Source organism: Streptomyces sp. 7N604 (assembly GCF_052245475.1).
In the GTDB taxonomy this organism is placed as follows: Bacteria; Actinomycetota; Actinomycetes; order Streptomycetales; family Streptomycetaceae; genus Streptomyces.
The window spans coordinates 65,380-86,706 of sequence record NZ_JBQQBX010000029.1 but is presented as its reverse complement, the minus strand read 5'-3'; the positions used below and the strand labels follow the sequence as shown (position 1 = coordinate 86,706).

Here is a 21,327-nt window from a genome sequence, read left to right as displayed (position 1 = left end):
GAGCTGTGGGCATTCGTTCCGCCCCGCGGAACGAATGCCCACAACGCTAGGCGAGCGTCACCGGCAAGGCACGGATGCCGTTCGAGACGATCGACGGGAGGGGCTCGAGGTCGCCGGGCCTCGCGGCGAGCGCGAGATCCGGGAACCGCTCGAAGAGGCGGCTCAGCGCCGTCTCGCCCTCCGTCCGGGCCAGCCCCGCCCCTAAGCAGAAGTGCGCCCCGTACCCGAACGACAGGTGCCGGGCCGGCCCGCGGGTGATGTCGAAGCTCCCGGCGTCCTCGCCGTACTTGTGCGGGTCGCGCCCGGCCGCGGCGTACGAGGCGAGGACCGCCTCGCCCTTGCGGATGACCCTGCCCTCCACCTCCACATCCTCGGTGGCGTAGCGCATCGGGAACTGCCCGACCGGGCTGTCGAACCGCAGCGTCTCCTCGACGACGTCGCCCCAGGACCGCTCCCCCGACGTCACGAGCGCGAGCTGCCCGGGATGGGTGAGCAGCGCCCGTACGGCGTTGCAGATGAGGTTCGTCGTGGTCGCGTGCCCGGCGAGGAACATCAGCAGCAGCGTCCCGACGAGCTCCTCCTCGCCGAGCCGGTCCCCCTCCTCGCGGGCGGCGATGAGCGCGGAGGTGAGGTCGTCGGCGGGGGCCCGCCGCTTGCCCTCGATGATCTCGCCGAGTACGGCGTGCAGGGCGCGGACGTTGGCGATCGCGTCTGCCGGGGCGGTGTCACTGCTGACGAGGATCTCGCACAGCCGGTGGAGTTGGTCGCGGCGGTCCTCCGGGACGCCGAGGAGCTCGGAGATGACGCTCATCGGCAGCGGGTACGCATAGCGGGCGCGCAGGTCGACGGGGCCCGGCGCGGCGGAGGCGAGGCCGTCGAGGAGCTCGTCGGTGAGCGCCTCGATCCGGGGGCGCAGGGCGGCGACGCGGCGCGGCGTGAACGCCTGGGTGACCAGGGTGCGCAGCCGCCGGTGCTCCTCGCCGTCGGCCGTGGTCATGCCCTTGTTGACGATGAAGGTCATCAGCGGCCAGCCGGGCGGCACCCTGCCTTCGGCGAGCGCGGCCCAGTGCTCGTGGGACTTGGCGAACCGCGGGTCGGCGAGGGCCGCTTGGAGCGCGTCGTGGCGGGTTATCGCCCAGGCGGGGACGTCGCCGGGAAGCTCCACCGGGGCCGCGGCTCCGGCCTCCCGCAGCCGGGCGTTGTCGGCGTGCTGGTCGTAGCCGAGGGGGCAGGCCGGTCCGGTTCTGCGGCCAGCAGTGTCCATAAGCGTCAACTTCCTCTGGGCGTCAATGAATTGGGGCAGTGGGACCACTCGGGTACACATGATCCGGCGCCGCCGCTCCGACCGCGACCCGGCGCACTCTCGCGGGGCTGCCGCGGGACCTGACGGTGAGTCGCGGGCCATTCCGGGGAAGGGCCGTACTCCGGACGAGCCGAGTCGCGCACGGCGCTTGTGGGAAGGATTACCAGGCACGTACCTTCGACGCTCCGGACATGGGACGTGGGATGTCCGGACTATCGGCTGAAGGGACGTGTCATGCCGTCAGTTCTCCCCGCACGCACAGCCGCCAGACGCCCTCTTCTCCGCGTAATGGCCTTACTCGCCGTCGCGGCCCTCATCTCACCGGCCGTCACCGTACGGGCCGCAGCCGCGGAGGAGTCCCCGGCCGCGGCCCGTACCGGCATCGAGCAGCAGGTGCTCTTCAAGGCCTCGCAGGATCCCGGGTACGCCTGCTTCCGGATCCCGGCGATAGTGAAGTCCACCCGCGGCACGCTGCTCGCCTTCGCCGAGGGCCGGGTGGACAACTGCGGCGACGCCGGGGACATCGACCTGGTCCTCAAGCGGTCCACCGACGGCGGGCGCACCTGGGGTCCGCTCCAGGTGATCGACGAGGGCCGCGGCGACACGCACGGGAACCCGGCGCCGATCGTGGACCGGCGGACCGGCCGGATCGTGCTCGCCAGCACGTACAACAAGGGCCGCGACGACTCCCTGCCGTGCGACGTGCCGTGCGACAGGACCCCGCATCTGCAGTACAGCGACGACGAAGGGGCGAGCTGGTCCGAGCCGCAGGACCTGACCGGCTCCATCCGCCGTCCGGACTGGAACTCCTGGTACGCCACCGGTCCCGTGCACGGCATCCAGCTGGCGCACGGCCCGCACGCCGGGCGGCTGGTGTTCGGAGTCAACACCGAGACCCACGACGGGACGCGGATAACCGCCAACCACGCCGCCCTGGTGCACAGCGACGACGGCGGCCGCAACTGGCGCATCGGCGCGGTGGACAGCTGGGCCATAGCGCCTGACGGGCTGTTCCGCCAGAAGCCGTCCGAGATGACCCTGGTGGAGCGGCACGACGGCACGATCTACGTCAACGGGCGCGAGCAGGACGGCACCGACCTGGGCCACCGCACGTACGCGGTGAGCCGGGACGGCGGGGAGAGCTTCGAGCATCCGTTCCGCGCGATCCCCGACCTCTACACGCCCATGGTGCAGGGCTCGGTCCTGCGGCTGCCCGGCGGCTCCCGCACCAAGCCCGGCCGGCTGCTGTTCTCCGCCCCCGCCGACCCCGACCGGCGCCGCACGATGAGCATCCGCTCCTCGTACGACGAGGGCAGGACCTGGGAGAGCGTGGACCGCGGAGCGACCGTGACCACCGACTGGTCGGGCTACTCCGACATGGTCGCCATCTCGGGGAAGGAGGTCGGCCTGCTGTACGAGGGCGGGGCGGTCGACGCGCGGGACGAGATCCGCTTCGCGCGCTTCACCGAGGACTGGCTCGGCCCCCGGCGCGGCCCGGATCCGACGACGCCGGATCTGGCACCGTTCGCCCGGGGTGCGGCGGTGCTCGGCGGGGCGTCCACGGTGGACGGACGGTTCGGCCGTGCGCTGTCCTTCGACGGCACCGACGACGCGGTGCGGCTTCCGTTCCGACGCTCGCTGCCGCTCGGCACCCGGGACTTCACCGCGAGCCTGTGGTTCCGCTACAGCGCGACTGACGGCGACCAGCCGTTCCTGTGGATGGGCGGCGTCGGCACCAGGAACCCGCAGGTCTGGGTGCGCGGCGAGCCCGACCGGGGCAGGGTCACGGCCCTGATGACCACGGTGAACGGCGCGGCACCGGCCGCGACGGCCGCGGTCAGGACCACCCAGCCGTACAACGACGGCCAGTGGCACCACCTGGCGCTGCGCCGCACCGACGGGCAGCTCCACCTCACCGTCGACGGAGTTGACACGGTCGCGCCGGACGCGCCGGGCACGGTGAGCCGCAGCTCGACGTTCGGCGTCCACGTGGGCCAGAAGGCCGACAGCCGCGGCTGGTTGACCGGATCGCTCGACGAGGTGAGGGTCTACAGCCGGGCGCTGTCCGACGCCGAACTCGCGCGCGTCCGCGAGTCCAACGCCCCGATCTACGGCTCCACGGTCCTGTGGCTGCCGTTCGACCGCACCAGTTAGCCCCTCCTGGCCATCGCCGTCGCGGCGGGCGAGTTCCTGCCCGCCGCCACGGCGGGCAGCGGATCCGGGCCGGGGCCGACGGCAGGCATCCTCGCGTAGCGCCTGGCGATGCCCGCACCGACCATCAGGTGCATCAGGTGGAGGAGCATCAGCGGCAGCACGGCCAGGCCCGCCTGGGCCCCGAACAGCACCCGTCGCCATCGGCAGCCCGGTCGCCAGGCTCTTCAAGCCGGCCGCCGGGCGCCTGGACCTCGTACTGGCCAAGCGCCGCCCCGAGCCAGACGCACGGCCGCCTGGTGTGGCGGGACAAGGCGGGACAAGCTGGTGTGGATCGGCGCCGAGCTGCCGCGCATCGAGCCGGACCGGCCCGTGCCGCTGATCGTCTACCCGCCCGCCGGGCATCTCCTGCTGCAGTCGGCCGGCCGGAGGCCTGCCGCCCGGGAGGCGGCCGATGCACTGGCCGCAGCCTTCCCGAGGGCGGCGACCGTCTCCACCGGTCCGTCGGCCCGTACGCAACAGTCCCGTCATGGCGATGGAGAAAACGGAAGTCGCTGGGTACTGTAATGCGCCCGTGACCACAGGGCGCGGATTCGGTGGAGATTTCAGGCCACCGTTCTTACTCCAGAGTCAGCCCCAGCGGACCAATTTGCCTGCATGGGCCGCACATCGACGTCTGACCAGCCCGTTCGGCGCGACACCCGGGTCCGCCGAGGGCCTCCCCTCCCGGAGCGCTATCGGGTACGGTCGCCGCGCTGTGCGATGCACATGAGGAGCAGGTCATTGCGCGAGATCACCGTCCCCGCCGAGGTGGACGCCGCCTACGTCGGCGGGCTTGCCGACGCCGTGTTCGACCATGCCGCCGAGGACCCCGACCGGGTGGCTCTCGGCCGGAAGGTCGACGACGAGTGGCAGGATGTCACCGCCGCGCAGTTCCGCGATGAGGTACTGGCCATCGCCAAGGGACTGCTCGCCCAGGGCGTCCGGTTCAACGACCGGGTCGCCATCATGTGCCGCACGCGCTACGAGTGGACCCTCTTCGACTTCGCGCTGTGGTCGATCGGAGCCCAGTCCGTACCGGTCTACCCGACTTCCTCCGCCGAGCAGGCGTTCTGGATGCTCTACGACGCCGGCGTCTCCTCCGTCATCGTGGAGCACGAGGACCACGCCATGACGATCGGCTCGGTCATCGACCGGCTGCCGCAGCTCAACCGGCTCTGGCAGCTGGACAGCGACGCCGTGAGCGAACTCGTCGCCGCGGGTGCCCACATCGATGACGACGTGGTGCACCGGCACCGGCTGGCCGTCACGCCGGACTCCCCCGCCACCATCATCTACACCTCCGGCACCACCGGCCGCCCCAAGGGCTGCGTGATCACCCACGCGAACTTCATGTTCGAAGTCGACACCCTCGTCGGCGGCTGGGAGCCGGTGTTCCACTCCAAGCCCGGCGACCAGGCGTCCACCCTGCTCTTCCTGCCGCTCGCGCACGTCTTCGGCCGCATGGTGCAGATCACGGCGATCCGCGGCAAGGTGAAGCTCGGTCACCAGCCGAATCTCAGCGCGGCCGAGCTGGTGCCGGACATGGCCGCCTTCAAGCCGACCTTCATCCTCGCCGTGCCCTACGTCTTCGAGAAGATCTTCAACGCGGCGCGGCGCAAAGCCGAGGCGGAGGGAAAGCTCGGTCCCTTCGACAAGGCCGTCGACGTCGCGGTGAAGTACGCGGAGGCGGTGGAGCACCGCAACCACGGTACCGGGAACGGCCCGAGTGCGGCCCTGCGCGTGCAGCACCAGCTGTTCGAGAAGCTCGTGTACAGCAAGCTGCGCGAGGCGATGGGCGGCAGGATCAGGACCGCGATGTCGGGCGGCTCGGCGATGGACCGACGGCTCGGACTGTTCTTCTACGGCGCGGGCATCACCGTTTACGAGGGCTACGGGCTCACCGAGTCGACCGCTGCCGCCACCGCCAATCCGCCCCGGCGGACCCGCTACGGCACGGTGGGCAAGCCCATCCCCGGGACCACGGTGTACATCGCGGACGACGGCGAGGTGTGGCTGTACGGCGGGCAGGTCTTCGACGGCTACCTCAACAACCCCAAGGCGACCGAGGCCACCCTGCGGGACGGCTGGCTGGCGACCGGCGACCTCGGCTCGCTCGACGAGGACGGCTATCTCTCCATCACCGGGCGCAAGAAGGAGATCCTGGTGACCTCGGGCGGCAAAAGCGTTTCGCCGATCCCACTGGAGGAACGGGTGCGGGCGCACCCGCTGGTCGGCCAGTGCATCGTCGTCGGCAACGACCGGCCGTACGTCGCGGCGCTGGTCACCCTCGACCCGGACTCCGTGGACCACTGGCTGACGATGCACGGCAAGCCGAAGCTGACGCCCACGGAACTGGTGCGGGACCCGGACCTGGAGACCGAGATACGACGGGCCGTCGTCGCCGCGAACACCTTGGTGTCGCAGGCCGAGTCGATCCGTACCTTCCGGATTCTTGCGGGGCAGTTCTCCGAGGAACACGGGATGCTGACGCCCTCCCTGAAGCTGAAGCGCAAAGTCATCGAGAAGGCGTACGCGGCCGAGGTCGATGCGCTCTACCACGGCTGACGTACGCCTGACCTACGCCTGACCTACGCCTGACCGGCGCTGTGCCACGCTGGAGAGCGGGCCCGCGCTGCCGCGCGGGCGGGCCGATGAGGTGGGAGCGCCGTGGTCGAAGGCACGTGGCGTGCGGTGGGCGGCGCGGTGCTGCGGGTGCTGGTCGTCTGGGGAGCGAGCACCCTGACGATGCTCGTGCTCGCCGGCGTCCTGCCCGACTTCCGGCTGCAGTCCGCCGACGGCGACAGCGCTACCCGTATCGGTGTGACCGCCGCCCTCGGGGCCGGGGCCTTCGGCCTGCTCAGCGCGCTGGTCTGGCCCGCGCTCGTACGGGCGCTGCTGCTGGTGCCCGCGTTCGTCCTCGGGCTGCTGGTGTTCTTCCTCAACGGCTCGGTGCTGCTGATCGCGCTGCGGCTGGTACCTGACCAGCGGGGCGAGGTCGCGCCCGAGACGGCGGTGGTCGTCGCGGCGGTCATGTCGGCCGTCGCCTCGGCGACGAGCACGGCGCTGGCGGTGCGCGACGACGGTGCGTACCGGCGGCGGCTCTACCGGCTCGCCGACCGGCGCAGACGGCGGCGCGACGACAGCCCGGGGCAGTCGAAGGCGCCCGGGACGGTGTTCCTGCAGCTGGACGGGGTCGGGTACGACGTCCTGGCCGACGCGGTGCGCGGGCGACCGCCGCTCATGGAGACCGTGGCCGGATGGTACGCGGGCGGCAGCCACCGGCTCACGCCCTGGCACACCGACTGGTCCAGCCAGACCGGCGCCAGCCAGCTGGCCATCCTCCACGGCTCGAACTTCGACGTGCCCGCCTTCCGCTGGTACGAGAAGGAGACCGGCGAGGTCATGGTGTGCAGCCGCCCCACGACCGTCGCCGAGCTCCAGCGCCGCGCCATCGCGCGTACCGGCAACGGCGGGCTGCTCACGGTCGACGGGGCGAGCCGCGGGAATCTCTTCAGCGGCGGGGCCGAGCAGCTGGCGCTCGTGCTGTCGATGTCGGCCAGGCGCGGCAGCCGGAACCGCTCCCGCGCGGGCTACTACGCGTACTTCTCCGACCCCGCGAACGCGACCCGTACGGCCGTCTCGTACGCCGCCGAAGTCTGCCGCGAGATCGGCCAGTCCACGCGCGCGTGGCTGCGGCGCGACGAGCCGCGCATCAGGCGGGGCGGCCTCTACCCCTTCATCCGCGCGTTCGCGACCGTCGTCGAGCGGGATGTCGTCGTCGCGGCGGTGATCGGGGACATGCTGGCGGGGCGTACGGCGGTCTACGCCGACCTGGTCGGCTACGACGAGGTGGCCCACCACTCGGGGCCGCGCAGCCGCGACGCCGAGAAGGTCCTGGCCCGCATCGACCGGAGCATCGCGCTGATCGCCAAGGTCGCGGAGCACGCGCCGCGGGAGTACCGGATCGTGCTGCTGTCCGACCACGGCCAGAGCCCCGGGCCGACCTTCGCGGCCACCTACGGCCTGACGCTGCACGACCTGGTCCGCGCCGGGTGCGGGCTGCCCCTGGCGCGGCGAGCCGGGGTGCTGCGTGGTGGAGGCCGGGGATCCACGGCCTCCACCGGTGCGGAGGCGCGGGGTGCGGCACGGGCGGCACTGCACCGGCCGGAGAAGGCCAACGGCGAGCGCCGGGGGCGGGGCCGAGCCCGGATGGAACGGGTCCGCCGGAGGCAGAGCCGGGGCGACGGGCACGGCAGGGCGCGGAACCGGGGGCGTGTCCCCGCGGCCGACCCGGTCGTGCTCGCCTCGGGCAATCTCGGGCTCGTCACCTTCCCGGATTTGCCGGGCCGGGTGAGCCGCGAGGAGATCGACGCCCGCCACCCGGCGCTGCTGCGCACGCTGGCGGAGCATCCGGGCGTGGGCTTCGTGCTCGTCCGAAGCGCGGAGCACGGGCCTGTGGTGCTGGGCGCGGGCGGCGCGGAGCTGCGGCTCGACACGGGCGAGCTGGTGGGGGACGGTTCGGGCGATGGCGCGGTGAATCCGCTGGCCCGCTTCGGACCGGGCGCGGAGGACGCCGTGCGGCGCACGGCGTCGTTCCCGCACGCGGGGGACGTCATGGTCAACTCCGCGTACGACCCGGCGACGGGCGAGGTGTACGCCTTCGAGGACCAGATCGGCTCGCACGGCGGGCTCGGCGGCAGCCAGACCCGGGCGTTCCTGCTCTGGCCGGTCGGGCTCACGCCGCCGGTGGGCGACGGCGGGCGACTGGCGGGCGCGGAACGGCTCCACCAGGTGCTCCGCGCCTGGCTGCACGACGCGTACGGGCCGGAGGTGCCCATCTCGGCCCCCCGAGCCGCGCCCACCGCACCCGGGGCTGCCGACGCGCCAGCGCGGTCACCCGGGTCCGGGGCCGGCCCCGACGCGACACCCGCTCCCGCGGCGCGGTAACCCGCCCCACCCGCCCTTTGACGGGACGTCCCTTCTGCCCGAGAACGGGCAGGCGGGTCGGGTGGGAAGCGGGAAGGGCCCCTCGCGCATTACCTCCGGCGTAATCGACGGTCGCGCGCTTCGGCGGGCAAGGTGGCGTCACCGGGTTCCGGGGCGGCGCACTCCGCCCCGGAACCCGGCCCCTGACCAGCGCATTCGCATGCGCACGAGACCGGAGGCCGAGCCGCCATGACCGACCCCGTCGCCAACGCTGCCGTCGCCCGCTACTTCGAGGCCTGGAACGCCACCGGCCCGGACGCCCGCGCCAAGGCCGTCGCCGCCGCCTGGACCGAGGACGGCACGTACACCGATCCGCTCGCCGACACCGCAGGGCACGACGGCCTCGCCGCGGTCATCGCGGGCGCGCAGGAGCAGTTCCCCGGCTTCACGTTCCGCCGGACCGGGACCGTCGACGCACACCACCGCATCGCCCGCTTCAGCTGGGAGCTGGTCTCGGCCGCCGACGGCTCGGCGCCCGTGGCGGGCTCGGACGTCGCCGTCCTCGCCGAGGACGGCCGGATCCGCACCGTCTACGGCTTCCTCGACCGCGTCCCTACGGCATGAGCGCCTGAAGGTGGGTGGCTGTCTCCGGGTCGGCCGGGAGGAACGTCTCGATGGCCAGCTCGGAGACGGTCACGTCCATCGGCGTGTTGAACGTGGCGATCGTCGACAGCAAGGACAGCACCCGCCCGCCGTGCTCGATCCGCAGCGGCAGCGCGAGCGGCTTCGGATTCCGGCCGCCCGTAGGCGCCGCCCCGTCCCCGGCACCCCCGCCGTCATCCGGCGGAGCGGGAAGCGGATACGCGCTCACCTCCTCGTACAGTTCGCGCAAGGGCTCCGACCTGAGCAGCGCGATCTGCCGCTCCATCTGCTCCAGCAGGTGCCCGCGCCACTCGCGCAGGTTGCGGATGCGCCGCGCCAGGCCTTCGGGGTGCAGGGTGATCCGCATGGCGTTCAGCGGCGGTTCGAGCAGGTCGCGGGGCACGCCCTCCAGCAGCATGGCGATGCCCCGGTTGGCGGCGAGCACGGTGTACAGGCCGTCCACCACCAGCGCGGGATACGGCTCGTAGCCCGCCAGCAGCCGCTCCATGCCCTTGCGCAGCGCGTCCATCGCCGGGTCGTCGAGCGGCGTCTCCGGGTACTGCGGCGCGTAGCCGGCCGCGAGCAGCAGGGCGTTCCGCTCCCGTACGGGCACGTCGAGGTGTTCCGCGAGCCGCAGAATCATTTCCTGGCTGGGCCGGGCGCGCCCGGTCTCGATGAAGCTGATGTGGCGGGCCGAGGAGTCGGCGCGCAGCGCCAGCTCGAGCTGGCTGATCCGGAGCCGCTCGCGCCAGCTGCGCAGCAACGGCCCCACTCCCGAGTCCGGCGCAAGTGTCGTCATACGGCCGACCGTAACCGGAGCCGCTGTCCGGCCACCGGGGAGGTGCGGTCCCGCACCAGGAGCACATCGGCGGGAAACCGGCCCCGTCCGATGGCAGGCTGGGAGACGGGGCACGCGGATACGGCACCCCCATACGGCATCCGGATACGGCATCCCCTGTACGGAAGGCAGCAGCCATGGCACCCGAACCGCTGTCCCACAAGGAGATCGAGGACGCGCTCACCGAGCTCCCCGGCTGGGCCCTGACCAAGAACCGGATCGAGCGGACGTACACCTTCGAGGGGCACCTCGCGGCGGCGGCCATGGTCGGGCAGATCGCCCGGGTCCAGGATGCCCTGGACCACCACGCGGATCTGACGCTCTCGTACAACAAGCTCACGGCCTCCTCGAGCACCCACAGCGTGGGCGGCAAGGTGACGGAGCTCGACCTCGAACTGGCCCACCGGATCGAGCAGATCGCCTCCGAGCACGGGGTGGGCGGCACGGCGGGCTAACAGGGCCGGCGGGGATCAGAGCGGGGCGCGGTAGGCCCGTTCGCGGCACGATCTCCCTCCGCCACCAATCCCCCGCCGCCGCTGCCCCGAATAACCACCAAGGGGGCATGGCCCCGCGGCAGGTGCGAGGGGAGCGGCATGACGGTGGAACGGCATCCGACGGCCCTGATGGATGCGGTGGCGGCCGCCGCCGTGGATCCGGAGCGATGGCCAGATGTGGCGAGCGTGCCGCGCTGCGCGCGGGCGCACGCCGCCGCGGCCGAGCGAGCCGTACGCCGCGCTCCGGCCCGGCTGCCGATACGGGTCCAGCTGCACCACAGGGAGTCGCTCGGCGCCCGCGGCCCGCTGATGCGGGTGCACGACCCCGGTGCCCTCTTCCGCCGGATCGGCGCCGCCGGCCAGATCGGCCTGGGCGAGTCGTACATGGCGCGGGAGTGGGATGCGGACGACCTCGTGGGCCTGCTGACCGTGCTCGCCGACGACGCGGCAGGACTCGTCCCCGCGCCGCTGCGCGGGCTGCAACGGCTGCGCGGACGCCGGGCCCTGAGCCCGCCCGCGTCCCGTCCCCACAGCACTCCCCGCAGCACCCTCCACGCCACTCCGTACCGCCAGGACCTGCCGAGGGAGCTCTTCGCGAGCTTCCTCGACCAGACCATGACGTACTCGTCGGCCGTCTTCGGCGGCTTCCCCGCGGACCGCGCGGAGTTGCCCGCCGCGCAGCACCGCAAGATCGACCGGCTGCTGGACCTGGCCGCCGTCGGCCCGGGCACGCAGCTGCTCGAACTCGGGACCGGCTGGGGCGAGCTGGCGATCCGGGCCGCCGGGCGCGGCGCCCGGGTCCTGTCCGTCACCTCGTCCAGGGAGGAGTACGAGCTGGCCCGGTGGCGTATCGAGCAGGCGGGACTCACAGCGCGGGCCACCGTGCTGCTGCGCGACTTCCGGCGCGTCATCGGCAGCTTCGACGCCATCGTGAGCGTGGAGATGGCCGAGACGCTCGGCGCGGAGTCCTGGCCGGTGTACTTCACCGCCCTGGACCGGATGCTCGCGGCAGGCGGCAGGGTCGCCCTGCAGACGGTCACCATGCCGCACGACCGGATGCTCGCCTCACTCTCCGCCCCCACGTGGGCCGGCAAGTACATCCGTCCCGGCGGCCGGATCCCCTCCGCCGAGGCGATCGAGCAGATCATCGCGGCGCACACCGACCTGCGGATCGCCGGGCGCGAGACTTTCGGGGCGCATTACGCCGAGACCCTGCGGCTGTGGCGGGAGCGGTTCACCGAGCGGGCGGCCGAGGAACTCACCCCCCTCGGGTTCGACGAGACCTTCCGGCGGATGTGGACGTTCCATCTGGCCGCCGCAGAGGCGGGCTTCCGGTCGCGCCAACTGGACGTGCAGCACCTGCTGCTGACACCGGATGAGGTGGCCTGACGGCCGAGGGGTGAGGTTCGGCCCCCACGGGCGTTCAGTGCGGGGGTTCAGCGCGGGGGTTCAGCGCGGAGCGTTGAGCCTGCGTGGCGTTCAGGCCGAGTGACGTTGAGCCCGCTGGGCGTTGAGCCCAGGTGACGTTTGAGCCCGCGTGGCCTTCAGCCCGCGTGGCGTCCAGCCCGGATGACGATCAGCCAGGGGGCGTTCAGCCGGTGGGCCAGGCCTCCTGGCAGCGGGCCAGGCCGTCGTACGGGTCCGCGATCGGCTCCGGGTAGTCGAGCCGGTCGCGCAGCGTCTCCGCCAGCAGCCACGGCCGGTGGACGGCCGCGCCCGCCACCCCCGCCAGCTCGGGCACCCAGCGGCGCACGTACTCGCCCCGCGGGTCGTAGCGCTCCGCCTGCGCGAGCAGGCCGGGGGAGGGACGGGCTCCCGGATCGGGGCCAGTGCCCGCCACCGCCTGCCAGTTGAGCTGGTTGACGGCCACGTCCCCGTCCACCAGGACACCGAGGAAGTGCCGCGCGCCCACCCGCCAGTCCGTGTGCAGCACCCTGGTCAGGAAGTCCGCCGCGAGCAGCCGCGCGCGGCCCGGCATCCACCCCTCGTACCGCAGCTGCCGCATCGCCGCGTCGACCACCGGCCAGCCGGTACGGCCCGCCCACCACGCCGCGATCTCCTCCGGCTCGCCGTTCCCGCCGTTCCCGCCCCGGTCGTTCCGCGGGCTGTAGTCCTGCCACGCCGCCTCCGGCCGGGCGGCGAGGACCTGGTGGTGGAAGTCCCGCCGGGCGAGCTGCCGCAGATGCGCGCCGGCGCCCGCGCCGTCTCCGGACTGCCGTGCCCGGTGGGCGAGTTCCACCGGCGACAGGGCACCGAAGTGCAGGTACGGCGAGAGCCGCGACGTCGCGTCCGCGCTCAGGTCGTCGAGCCGGTCCGCGTAGTCCGCCACCGGCCCCGCCAGCCAGGCCTTCCAGCGCCTGCGGCCCACGGTCTCCCCGCCCTCGGCGAGCCCCGGCGAGACGCCCTTCACATCCGCGCGCGCGGGCAGGTCGTCCGACCGGATCTGCTCCGGAACCCGCACCACCCGCGGCGCGCCCAGCGGATCCCGCAGCGCCTCGCTCTCCCAGCGCCTGAGGTACGGCGTGAACTCGCCGTAGTGGTCGGCGCCTTCCGGGGTCACGGCCCCGGGCGCGAGTGCCGTGATCACCGCGTCATGGATCTGCAACGCGCACCCGTCGTCCTCCAGAGCGACCCGAAGCCGCTCCTGGCGGCGCTGTGCGTATGCGCTCACGCCGCGCGCGATGTGCACCCGGCGCGCCCCGGACTCGTACACCACCCGGGACACCTGCTCCACCACGTCGCCCGTACGCACGATCAACCGGCCCCCGCGCCGCCGCAGCCCCGCGTCCAGGTCGGCCAGGCAGTCGGCGAGGAACGCCCGGCGGTTGGGAACGTCGAAGCCGGCCTCGCGCACGCGCGCGTCGGCGACGAACAGGGGCACCACCTCGTTCGAGCCGCGGAGCGCCGCCCGCAGCACGGGGTTGTCGTGAACCCGGAGGTCGGCGGTGAACAGGGCGATCGACACGCGCATGTGCTGCTCCTACGCGCCCCGCGCGCGCGGGAGTTCCATGAGGGCCAGCGGATCGGTGGTCGGCTGCTTCGATCCGCCCGCGGGTTCGACGGTGATGCCCATGCCGGTGGCGTCGCCGAGGGGGCCGTCCATCAGCATCGCGGTGGTCGTCGCGGAGGAGTCCATGAGGCCCGCGGGGCGCATCTTCCCTCCGTCGGCGAACCACAGCTGGTAGACCTTGCCCGCCGGGGGCTCCGGCATGCGGCCCGCGAGGAAGGCGGCCTTGTCCTCTCTGTGGGAGACCACGACCGTGACGGTGGCTCCGCCCTTCAGCTTCCCGGTGCCTGCCGTGGCGTCCGGCGCGGCGAGCACCCGGGCCAGGTCCTGGCTGCTCCGCTCCGCATCCCGGGCTTCCTGCTGGGCTTCCTGCGCGGCCCGGTACTGGAGCACCGCGGCCCCGCCGAGCGCCGCGGCCGCGGCCAGACAGGCCGCGAGCGCGAAGCGCGGTACGGTCCTGGCCCGCCGCCGTGATCCGCCGCCCGCCCGGGGCATCCCCGGAATCCATGGCGGCTCCTGGCGGATGGCGGCGGCGCGCGCCAGCACCTGACTTTTCATGGCGGGCGGCGGCACCAGTGAGACGGCCAGACCCAGGCGCGCGGCGGTGGCGGAGAGCTCCTGTACCTCCAATTCGCAGGCGGGGCACGCAATCAGGTGCCGCTCGAACTCCTCGCGCTCGGCGTCCGGCAGCGCGTCCATGGCGTAGGCGCCGGTGAGCATGTGCAGATCCGGGGCGTTCACGCGCTCACCCCCAGACAGTCGCGGAGCCGGATGAGCCCGTCGCGCAGCCGGGTCTTCACGGTGCCCAGGGGCAGGGACAGCAGCTCGGCGACCTCCCGGTAGGTCAGCCCCCGGTAGTACGCGAGGGTCACCGACTGGCGCTGCAGCTCGGTGAGCGTGCGGATGCAGCGGCGTACCTGCTCGCGCTCCAGCCGGGCCTCCACCTGCTCCGTCACGTCGTCGAAGGCCGGTGTCCGCGCCAGCAGCGCCGCCCTGTGCTCCCGGTCGGCCGCAGCCTGCGCCGCCCGCACCCGGTCCACCGCGCGACGGTGGGCGAGTGTCATCACCCAGGCCATCGCACTGCCCCGGTCCGGCCGGAAGCGCGCCGCGGTGCGCCAGACCTCCACCAGCACCTCCTGGGTCACCTCCTCGGACTGTGCCGGGTCCCGCAGGACGGTGCGCACCAGCCCGAGCACTGGTCCTGACACCGCGTCATAGAGGCGGCTGAACGCCTCCTGATCGCCGCGGGCCACCAAGCCGAGCAGCTCCTGCAGATCCGGCCCGGCAGGACCGGGCCTGGGATGGCTGCGGAGATCAGCGGGCGCCATGTTTCCTCCCCTTATGGAGCGGCCGTCCGCCGCCCGTCCTTCATGCGGGCGGGCCCGCGTGCACGCAGGCTCCGTACATGATTCGGAGCCGGAGCGTACGCGGATTGGCCGCGGTGGCGAACATCTTCCCCTGATTCGTTCATCCGAGTGCAGTCGGATTCCGCCCGCGCCCGACCGGGGACAGGGGTATCGCACCGCCCTCCGCGGTGCCCGGCCCGGACGGGGGTGCCCGGCGGGGCGGTGGACGGCCCAGGCGGAGGAGTGCCGCGATGCCCACAGGAAAGGTGAAGTTCTACGACGCCGACCGAGGTTTCGGCTACCTCGTTCCGGACGGGGGCGGCCCGGACGTGTCCGTGGACGAGACGGCGCTGAACGTCGTCGAGACCCTGGAGAAGGACCAGCACGTGTCGTACGAACTGACCAAGGGGTCGGGAGGCGAGTGGCGCGCGTTGAACGTCGTCCCGCTGTAGGAGCGGAGGAGCCGCGCGGAAGGGGTGGCGCCGCCGGGCTGAGTCGGGCGGCGCCACGCGCGCGTGGGCGGGCGGGCGGGTAGGTGGGCCGTCGCGGTCCTGCCCGAAGCGTCCTGGATCAGTTCCAGTCGAAGGTGTCGGGGTCCGGTCCGAGGCGGGTTCCGGTGTCCAGGGCAGCGAGGGCGGTCAGGTCGTCGGCGTCGAGCTCGAAGCCGAAGACGTCGATGTTCTCGCGGATGCGGGAGGGCGTGACCGACTTGGGGATCACGACGTTGCCGATCTGCAGGTGCCAGCGCAGCACGATCTGCGCGGGCGTACGGCCGTGCTTCCGCGCGAGCTCGCCGATTGTCGGGTCCTCGAGGAGCCCCTTGCCCTGGCCCAGCGGGGACCACGCCTCGGTCGCGATGTCGTGCTCCGCATGGAAGGCCCGCGCTTCGGCCTGCGGGAGGTTCGGGTGCAGCTCGATCTGGTTGACGGCCGGGACGACGCCGGTCTCGTCGACCACGCGGCGGAGGTGGGCCGGCTTGAAGTTCGAGACGCCGATCGCCTTGGCGCGGCCGCTCTTCTCGATCTCGTCGAACGCCCGCAGGATGGCGAGGTAGTCATCGCGCATCGGCCTCGGCCAGTGGACCAGGTACAGATCGAGGTAGTCGAGGCCGAGCCGGGTGAGGGAGGCGTCGAACTCGCGCAGGACGTTGTCCCGCGTCCATGTTTCGGACGCGCTGTTCCACAGCTTGGTCGTGATGAACAGCTCCTCGCGGGAAATCCCGGAGGCGGCGACGGCCTTGCCTGTTCCCTGCTCGTTCTCGTACGCGGCGGCGGTGTCGATGCTGCGGTATCCCGCCTCGAGCGCTGTGCCCACGGCCCGCTCCGCCTCGTCGTCCGGCACCTGCCAGACGCCGAAGCCGAGCTGGGGCATGCGGACGCCGTTGTTCAGGGTGATCTGGGGGACCTTGCTCACGAGCGGTCGATCCTTGTCTCGTCGGGCAGTGTTTCGTCCCAGGATCAACGATCATCAGCGGACCCGCATTCCCGGCCCCGGGTCCGGACTTGGACCCGGAGCCGGACCGAGGCCGGTCATCACCGGGCAGCGGTCAGCGGGTGCGGAGTTCGTCCACGACCTGGGACGTGACCGGCACGTCGATCCCGTACTGCTGTGCCGCGCGGAGCACCGCCCCTCCGATCGCGTCCAGTTCCAGCGGGCGGCCGGCCTCGGCGTCGCGCTGCATGGAGGACTTCATCCCGGCGGGCGCGCGGTCGAACATGCCGAGAATGCGGCCGGCGTCGACCGGCCCTCCGGACGCGTGCGCGGTGGCGGTGATCTCGCCGAGGACGGCGAGCAACTCGGGCCGCCGCTCCGTGCGTACGCCCCCGACCGTCAGGCCGTACCGGGTGGTCAGCAGGGCCATCGGGGCGAGGAAGGCGAGCTTGTCCCAGAGCATCGCGGCCTCGTCGTCGCGGACCCGCACATCCAGGCCGGCGCCCTGGAGCAGCTTCGCGGTCCGGTCCAGGCCGTCGCGGGGCGCTGCCTGGGAAGCGAGCTCGATCGCGGCGAACGGGCTGGTGTGTTCGATACGGCCCGGCGCGACGCGGGTCGACTCGACCTTGATCGTGGCGGCGGCCACCTGCTCTGCGGGGTAGTGCTCGCGGAGTTGCGCAACGTGCGCGAAGCCGTTGAGCAGCGGCACGACCAGGCCGGAGCCGAGCGCTTCCGGTGTCACGCGCGCGAGGGCCTGGGCGAGGGCGGTCTCCTTGACCGCGATCAGGCAGGTGCCGACCGGCTCCGTCAATTCGGTGGCGGCCTCGACGGACACCGTGAAGTCGCCGTACTTTCCGCTGCTCACGGACAGCCCGTCGCGGCGCAGCACCTCGGCCGTCTCCGCCCCGGCCAGGCATACGACGCGGTGTCCCGCGCGGGCGAGCAGCGCCCCGACGAGCCCTCCGACTCCACCGGGCCCGAGCACCGCCACGGTCTCGGTCCCCGTCTCGGTCTCGGGTATCGCGTTCACTTGTCCTCCCCTGGCCGGGACTTCCGTCCTGATCGCTCCGCTGGAGTTTACGGGTGTGGGTTTTCTTTCGGGGGGGAGGGGGGTGCCCCCGTCGCCCTGCGGAAAAAAAGCCCACAACGTGGCTACGCTCGACAGTGCGCGGTGCTGCGCGGCGAGCAGAGGGACCGGGAGGTGGCGGGGTGCCGGTGGACATCACCTGGTGGGGTCACGCCACCGCGACCGTCGCCGACTCCGGTGTCCGCGTGCTCACCGACCCCCTCTTCGTCCGCCGCCTCGCGCACCTGCGGCGCCGCAGGGGCGCGCTGCCACCGCCCGAGGCCGCCGTCGCCGACGTGGCCGTCGTCTCGCATCTGCACGCCGATCACCTCCACCTCCGGTCCCTCGAACGGCTCGCGTCCGGCACCCGGCTCCTCGTGCCGCACGGCGCGCAGCGCGCCGTGCCCGGGCTGCGGCGGCTGGCCGCGGATGCCGGGCTGCGCGTCACCGAGGTCGTGCCGGGCGACGAGGTCGTGGTCGGCGATGTGGTGATCCGCGCGGTGCGGGCGGCGCACGACGGGCGGCGGCTGCCGTACGGGCCGCGCCGCTCCCCCGCGCTCGGCTACGTCGTGTGCGGCGAGGCGCGGACGTACTTCGCGGGCGACACCGGTCTCTTCGCGGAGTTGGCGGACGAGGTGGGGCCGTGCGATGTGGCGCTGCTGCCCGTCGGCGGCTGGGGCCCGTACCTCGGTCCCGGTCACCTCAACGCCACCCGTGCCGCGCAGGCCCTGGCCCGGCTGGCCCCGCGCAGCGCGGTTCCGGTGCACTACGGCACGTACTGGCCGATCGGTCTCGACCCGGTCCGGCCGCATGAATTCCACGCGCCGGGCGAGGAGTTCGTACGGCACGCGGCACAGCTGGCGCCCGGCGTGGCGGTGCACCGGCTCGGCCACGGGGAGAGCGTGCGGCCGGAGGTCGCACGGTGATCGCGGTGATCCCCGAGCTGCTGCGGGACCTGTCCCGGGATGTGGTGAGCTCGGTGCCGCCGGAGTCGACCCAGCAGGCGGTGGGCTATCCGTCGCTGTTCCTGCTGGTCGTGCTCGGGTCGCTGGTGCCGGTGGTGCCGACCGGAGCGCTGGTCAGCTCGGCCGCCGTGGTGGCCTTCCACCAGACCGCGCCGTTCACGCTGCTGGTGGTCTTCGGCGTGGCGGCCCTCGCGGCGTTCCTCGGCGACATCGGCCTCTACTGGCTGGGGCAGCGCGGCGTGGGGTCGAAGAACGGCTCGCGCTGGCTGGGGCGGCTGCGCGAGCGGGCCGCGCCCGACCGGCTCGAGGCGGCTCAGCGGAAGCTGGGCGACCACGGGGTGGCGGTGCTGGTGGCTCCCGGCTGATCCCGGCGGGCCGGATTCCGGTGATGCTGGCGTGCCTGCTCGCGCGGATGCCGATGCGGCGGTTCGTACGCGGCGACGTCCCGGCGTGCCTGGCGTGGGCCGCGGCGTACGGGCTGATCGGGATCCTCGGCGGCTCGCTCTTCCCGGAGCCCTGGGAGGGCGTGGTGGCGGCGGTGGCGCTGACACTGCTGATCAGCGCGGTTCCTGCGGTGTGGCGACGCGTCGCGCCCGGCCGGGCGAGCGCGAGCTGACCGGCCGGATGGCGCACATGCCGGTTGACTGACGGCCCGCCAGTCACGGCGCGAGCACCCGGGAGGCGCCGACCGGGAGGTCCCAGAGCTCGTCGCGCGGGCGGCCCGCCGCATCCCAGGCCGCGCGCACCCGCGTCAGGGGTTCGAGCGGCGGCTCGGCGGACAGCAGGAACGTCCCCCAGTGCATGGGGGCCATGACCCGCGCCCCGAGGTCGAGGCAGGCCTGGACCGCCTCCTCGGGGTCGGTGTGCACGGTACGGAGCATCCAGCCGGGGTCGTACGCCCCGATCGGCAGCAGGGCCAGGTCGATGCCCGGATGGCGCCGCCCGATCTCGGCGAACCAGTGGCCGTAGCCGGTGTCGCCCGCGAAGTACACCCGCCGCCCCTGCGCGTCGCTGAGCACCCAGCCGCCCCACAGCGAGCGGCAGGTGTCGGTCAGGGTCCGCTTGCTCCAGTGGTGCGCGGGCACGAAGTCGAAGCGGACGCCACCGCCTTCGGACGGCAGCTCCGCGGCCTCCCACCAGTCGAGTTCCGTGACCCGGGTGAAGCGGCGGCGCCGGCACCAACCGCCGAGTCCTGCCGGCACGAAGAGGTGGGTGTCGCGCGGCAGCCGCTTGAGGGTGGGGGCGTCCAGGTGGTCGTAGTGGTTGTGGGAGATGACGACCGCGTCGATCTCCGGGAGGTCCTCCCAGCGGATGCCGACCGGCGTGACGCGGGCGGGCGTGCCGAGGATCCGGCGCGACCATACGGGGTCGGTGAGGACGGTGAGGCCGCCGATCCGTACCACCCAACTGGCGTGTCCCGCCCAGGTGACGGCGACGGTGTCGGGCCCGGCCTCCGGCAGCGAGCCGGGCTCGAACGGGATGCGCGGGATGTCGCGCCGGGCGTCGGCCGCGGCCGGGCGCAGACCGCCTTCCCGCGCGACCCGGGCGAAGGCGCGGACGCCGGGCAGCGGGGAGGTGAGCCGGCCGGCGAAGGAGCCGGGCCAGGCGCGGGACTCGCCGAGGGGGCGCAGTGCGGTGCCGGGGCGGGAGGCGGGGCGGGAGCCGGGCCCGGCACCGGGTCCGGCACCGGGAAGGGACCCGGGAACGGACCCGGCCCCGGGGGTTCCTGGAATCGGGTGCTCGGTCCGTTCCGTCATCGCGGGGCTCCGTCCAGTTCTGCGCATGCCGATGCGAACAACCTCAACGCCTCGTCCACATGCGGCAATTCCAGGGGGTCCGGAGCGGTGAGGGCCTGCAGCCGCTGCTCGTCGGAGCCGCCGAGGAGCGGTCCCGTGGAGAGGCGTACGCGAAGCGTGTCGGGGCCGTCCCCGAAGCGGTGCCCGCCCGGCACCGGCGCCCCGAGGCGCCGCGTGAGATGGTCCTCGAGCTCGACGGAGTCGGTGATGCCGCGGTCCGTGAGCGCGGGGCGCAGCGGGTCGAGATCGGCGTAGAGGTGGCTGCCCGCCTGCGGCGGGCGCACCAGGACACCGGCCGCGGCGGCGGTGCGGTGCAGCGCGCCGGCGAGGACGGCGTGCAGCCGGTTGGCCGCGGCGAGGCGGGCGGTGACGGTGCCCGGTTCGCCGAGGGCATGCGCCACGGCGGCCGCGACGGGCCCGGCGAATACGGCGCGCAGGCCGGCGAGGGCGTCGAGCGTGGCGGCGTGCAGCTCGCCGCCGCGCCTGGTACCGGGGAAGCGGGCGATCGCGGCGGGCCAGCCGGGCGGTACGAGGGCCTCGCCGAGGTCCACGAGGACGACGACGTCCCGCGAGTACATCTCGGCGGGGCTGAACAGCACGGTTCCGCCCGCGTCGTGGACGGTGTCCCGGAATGTCTCGTCGCTGATGATCAGCAGGCTCTCGTCGAGCGCGGCCTCGCAGACCTCGTGCATCAGCTCGGGCGGCGCGACGGTGCCCGACGGATCGTCGGCCACGGACAGCAGCAGCGCCCGCGGGTCGCCGCCCTCGCGGCGGACCCGGCGTACGGTCTCCAGCAGGGCGAACGGGTCGGGCACGCCGCCGCACTCGGCGGGCGTCGGCACGTGGTACGCGTACCGGCCCAGCAGCCGGGCCTGCGGGGCGTACCAGGCGGCGCAGGGGCGCGGGACGAGGACGTCGCCGCCGGTCGCGGCGAGCAGCGCGAGGAGCAGCGGTTCGCCGCCGGGGGCGGCGGCGGCGTGGGAGGTGTCGGTGGGCAGACCGCGCCGCGACCAGTAGCCGCAGGCTGCTTCGAGCACGTCGCGCCCGCCGCCCACGGGCTCGGGACCGGCGCCGTGGGCGGCCCCGGCGAGCCGCTCCGCGAGCTCCGGCAGCACCGGCAGCCCGGGCACGGAGGCCGGCGGCCCGAACGGCGCCGGTCCGCGTGCCTCCGGTGCGGTGCGCTCCATCCCTACCTCCGACGGGGGTCGATCCGCGCCCGGGGTCCCGCCCAGGACCCGGACCTCCACCTTCCCAGATCGCCGCTGACCGGCAACGGGACGACACGTACCCGCCAAGTGCTCCCGCACGTGACGGGCCCGG

18 protein-coding genes and 2 pseudogenes are annotated in these 21,327 nt (G+C 73.4%); 10 read left to right on the top strand and 10 right to left on the bottom strand.

What is annotated here, in order from left to right:
* Nucleotides 1–46: 46 nt before the first annotated feature.
* Nucleotides 47–1,264, bottom strand: a complete 1,218-nt coding sequence (locus ACTWP8_RS28890; protein WP_443325030.1) for a cytochrome P450 family protein — start codon at nt 1,262–1,264, stop codon at nt 47–49.
* Nucleotides 1,265–1,537: 273 nt separating this feature from the next.
* Between ACTWP8_RS28890 and ACTWP8_RS28885 the strand changes: the two genes are divergently transcribed.
* Complete coding sequence (locus ACTWP8_RS28885) at nt 1,538–3,457, top strand: exo-alpha-sialidase (protein ID WP_443325029.1); 1,920 nt, start codon at nt 1,538–1,540, stop codon at nt 3,455–3,457.
* Here the strand turns inward: ACTWP8_RS28885 and ACTWP8_RS28880 are convergent.
* Nucleotides 3,454–3,648, bottom strand: a complete 195-nt coding sequence (locus ACTWP8_RS28880; protein ID WP_443325028.1) for a hypothetical protein — start codon at nt 3,646–3,648, stop codon at nt 3,454–3,456. The genes ACTWP8_RS28885 and ACTWP8_RS28880 overlap by 4 nt on opposite strands.
* Nucleotides 3,649–3,689: 41 nt before the next feature.
* Between ACTWP8_RS28880 and ACTWP8_RS28875 the strand changes: the two are divergent.
* The 4 genes and pseudogenes from ACTWP8_RS28875 to ACTWP8_RS28860 form a co-directional block, all read left to right on the top strand.
* Nucleotides 3,690–3,856 (top strand): annotated as a pseudogene (locus ACTWP8_RS28875) (LysR family transcriptional regulator); the annotation flags it as partial.
* A 366-nt stretch (nt 3,857–4,222) separates the two neighbouring features.
* Nucleotides 4,223–6,061, top strand: coding sequence for an AMP-dependent synthetase/ligase (locus tag ACTWP8_RS28870; RefSeq protein WP_443325027.1), 1,839 nt, complete (start codon nt 4,223–4,225; stop codon nt 6,059–6,061).
* Between the two features lie 126 nt (nt 6,062–6,187).
* Nucleotides 6,188–8,443 carry an alkaline phosphatase family protein gene (locus tag ACTWP8_RS28865; RefSeq protein WP_443325063.1) on the top strand — a complete coding sequence of 752 codons (2,256 nt, stop codon included), beginning with the start codon at nt 6,188–6,190 and terminating at the stop codon, nt 8,441–8,443.
* A gap of 228 nt (nt 8,444–8,671) precedes the next feature.
* Nucleotides 8,672–9,046: a nuclear transport factor 2 family protein gene (locus ACTWP8_RS28860; RefSeq protein ID WP_443325026.1), complete on the top strand. Its 375-nt coding sequence runs from the start codon at nt 8,672–8,674 to the stop codon at nt 9,044–9,046.
* Here ACTWP8_RS28860 and ACTWP8_RS28855 read toward each other — a convergent pair.
* On the bottom strand, nt 9,036–9,863 hold the full coding sequence (locus tag ACTWP8_RS28855) for a helix-turn-helix domain-containing protein (RefSeq protein ID WP_443325025.1): 828 nt from the start codon (nt 9,861–9,863) through the stop codon (nt 9,036–9,038). The genes ACTWP8_RS28860 and ACTWP8_RS28855 overlap by 11 nt on opposite strands.
* Before the next feature lie 176 nt (nt 9,864–10,039).
* Between ACTWP8_RS28855 and ACTWP8_RS28850 the strand changes: the two genes are divergently transcribed.
* Both ACTWP8_RS28850 and ACTWP8_RS28845 read left to right on the top strand, forming a co-directional pair.
* Entirely contained in the window at nt 10,040–10,357 is a 318-nt protein-coding gene (locus ACTWP8_RS28850) for a 4a-hydroxytetrahydrobiopterin dehydratase (protein ID WP_443319972.1), read from the top strand.
* Between the two features lie 138 nt (nt 10,358–10,495).
* Nucleotides 10,496–11,785 carry a class I SAM-dependent methyltransferase gene (locus ACTWP8_RS28845; RefSeq protein ID WP_443325024.1) on the top strand — a complete coding sequence of 430 codons (1,290 nt, stop codon included), beginning with the start codon at nt 10,496–10,498 and terminating at the stop codon, nt 11,783–11,785.
* A gap of 202 nt (nt 11,786–11,987) precedes the next feature.
* Here the strand turns inward: ACTWP8_RS28845 and ACTWP8_RS28840 are convergent, their stop codons facing one another.
* The 3 genes from ACTWP8_RS28840 to ACTWP8_RS28830 are packed head-to-tail and all read right to left on the bottom strand — an operon-like array spanning nt 11,988 to nt 14,731.
* Nucleotides 11,988–13,367: a cryptochrome/photolyase family protein gene (locus ACTWP8_RS28840; protein WP_443325023.1), complete on the bottom strand. Its 1,380-nt coding sequence runs from the start codon at nt 13,365–13,367 to the stop codon at nt 11,988–11,990.
* Between the two features lie 9 nt (nt 13,368–13,376).
* Nucleotides 13,377–14,144, bottom strand: a complete 768-nt coding sequence (locus ACTWP8_RS28835) for an anti-sigma factor (RefSeq protein ID WP_443325022.1) — start codon at nt 14,142–14,144, stop codon at nt 13,377–13,379.
* Nucleotides 14,141–14,731 (bottom strand): sigma-70 family RNA polymerase sigma factor, encoded by a 591-nt coding sequence (locus tag ACTWP8_RS28830; protein WP_443319976.1) that lies wholly within the window; start codon nt 14,729–14,731, stop codon nt 14,141–14,143. Before ACTWP8_RS28830 ends, ACTWP8_RS28835 begins: the two co-directional genes overlap by 4 nt.
* A gap of 269 nt (nt 14,732–15,000) precedes the next feature.
* On the opposite strand from ACTWP8_RS28830, the gene ACTWP8_RS28825 reads away from it, so the two are divergent.
* Nucleotides 15,001–15,201: a cold-shock protein gene (locus ACTWP8_RS28825; RefSeq protein ID WP_443319977.1), complete on the top strand. Its 201-nt coding sequence runs from the start codon at nt 15,001–15,003 to the stop codon at nt 15,199–15,201.
* Nucleotides 15,202–15,319: 118 nt separating this feature from the next.
* Here the strand turns inward: ACTWP8_RS28825 and ACTWP8_RS28820 are convergent, their stop codons facing one another.
* Together ACTWP8_RS28820 and ACTWP8_RS28815 are read right to left on the bottom strand one after the other, a co-directional pair.
* Nucleotides 15,320–16,162 (bottom strand): aldo/keto reductase, encoded by an 843-nt coding sequence (locus tag ACTWP8_RS28820; protein WP_443325021.1) that lies wholly within the window; start codon nt 16,160–16,162, stop codon nt 15,320–15,322.
* 133 nt (nt 16,163–16,295) lie between these two features.
* Complete coding sequence (locus ACTWP8_RS28815) at nt 16,296–17,210, bottom strand: ketopantoate reductase family protein (protein ID WP_443325020.1); 915 nt, start codon at nt 17,208–17,210, stop codon at nt 16,296–16,298.
* Nucleotides 17,211–17,389: 179 nt separating this feature from the next.
* Between ACTWP8_RS28815 and ACTWP8_RS28810 the strand changes: the two genes are divergently transcribed.
* Both ACTWP8_RS28810 and ACTWP8_RS28805 read left to right on the top strand, forming a co-directional pair.
* Nucleotides 17,390–18,172: an MBL fold metallo-hydrolase gene (locus tag ACTWP8_RS28810; protein ID WP_443325019.1), complete on the top strand. Its 783-nt coding sequence runs from the start codon at nt 17,390–17,392 to the stop codon at nt 18,170–18,172.
* Nucleotides 18,173–18,180: 8 nt separating this feature from the next.
* Nucleotides 18,181–18,827, top strand: a pseudogene (locus ACTWP8_RS28805) (DedA family protein).
* Nucleotides 18,828–18,870: 43 nt separating this feature from the next.
* Here ACTWP8_RS28805 and ACTWP8_RS28800 read toward each other — a convergent pair.
* Nucleotides 18,871–19,968 carry an MBL fold metallo-hydrolase gene (locus tag ACTWP8_RS28800; protein ID WP_443325018.1) on the bottom strand — a complete coding sequence of 366 codons (1,098 nt, stop codon included), beginning with the start codon at nt 19,966–19,968 and terminating at the stop codon, nt 18,871–18,873.
* Nucleotides 19,965–21,194, bottom strand: coding sequence for an aminotransferase class I/II-fold pyridoxal phosphate-dependent enzyme (locus tag ACTWP8_RS28795; protein ID WP_443325017.1), 1,230 nt, complete (start codon nt 21,192–21,194; stop codon nt 19,965–19,967). Before ACTWP8_RS28795 ends, ACTWP8_RS28800 begins: the two co-directional genes overlap by 4 nt.
* Nucleotides 21,195–21,327: the final 133 nt, after the last annotated feature.